The sequence below is a fragment of the Psychrobacter sp. NPDC078409 genome (assembly GCF_050268505.1).
In the GTDB taxonomy this organism is placed as follows: domain Bacteria; phylum Pseudomonadota; class Gammaproteobacteria; order Pseudomonadales; family Moraxellaceae; genus Psychrobacter.
On record NZ_JBNNGW010000012.1, the window covers coordinates 1 to 1,212 of the forward strand.

The window sequence follows — 1,212 nt, forward strand, 5'->3', positions numbered from 1 at the left end:
TTAGTTCAATACGTTAGCAACAACACCAGCGCCTACAGTACGGCCGCCTTCACGAATAGCGAAGCGAAGACCTTTGTCCATAGCGATTGGGTGGATAAGCTCTACGCCCATCTCAACGTTATCACCAGGCATTACCATTTCAGTACCGTCTTGTAATTGGATTGCACCAGTTACGTCAGTAGTACGGAAGTAGAACTGTGGACGATAACCGTTTAGGAATGGTGTGTGACGACCACCCTCTTCTTTTGACAATACATATACTTCAGCGTCAAACTTGGTGTGAGGAGTGATTGAACCTGGCTTAGCTAGTACTTGGCCACGTTGTACATCTTCACGCTTAGTACCACGTAGTAGTACGCCACAGTTTTCGCCTGCACGACCTTCGTCAAGCAGTTTACGGAACATCTCTACACCAGTACAGGTGGTTTTTTGAGTGTCACGGATACCAACGATTTCGATCTCGTCGCCAACTTTAACGATACCAGATTCAACACGGCCTGTTACTACAGTACCACGACCTGAGATTGAGAATACGTCTTCGATTGGCATTAGGAATGCTTTGTCGATGTCACGCTCTGGCTCTGGGATGTAGGTGTCTAGTACGTTTAGTAGTTCTACTACAGCTGGTTGGCCGTATTTTTCTTCTGAGCCTTTTAGGGCTTCAGTAGCAGAACCTTTAACGATAGGAGTGTCATCACCTGGGAAGTCATAGTCGTTCAATAATTCACGAACTTCCATTTCTACTAGTTCTAACAATTCTTCGTCATCAACCATGTCACATTTGTTCATGAATACGATGATGTACGGTACGCCAACCTGACGTGAAAGTAAGATGTGCTCACGAGTCTGTGGCATTGGGCCGTCAGTTGCAGATACGACTAGGATTGCGCCGTCCATCTGGGCCGCACCAGTGATCATGTTTTTAACATAATCGGCGTGACCTGGGCAATCTACGTGAGCATAGTGACGGCTGTCTGTGTCATATTCTACGTGTGAGGTGTTGATTGTGATACCACGTGCTTTTTCTTCTGGTGCTGAGTCAATAGACGCGTAGTCTTTGGCTTCGCCACCAGAGGTGATTGCAGCTACGGTTGCGATTGCAGCGGTAAGGGTTGTTTTACCATGGTCAACGTGTCCGATTGTACCGACGTTGACGTGTGGCTTGTTACGTTCAAACTTGGCCTTTGCCATGGGTATTTCCTCTTTTTTTGG

Annotated in this window: 1 protein-coding gene; it reads right to left on the minus strand. The window is 46.9% G+C overall.

Going from position 1 to position 1,212, the window contains the following annotated elements; all coding sequences use genetic code 11:
- Window positions 1-1,191: an elongation factor Tu gene (tuf, locus tag ACQKC9_RS13455; RefSeq protein WP_057758488.1), complete on the minus strand. Its 1,191-nt coding sequence runs from the start codon at window positions 1,189-1,191 to the stop codon at window positions 1-3.
- Window positions 1,192-1,212 lie beyond the last annotated feature (21 nt).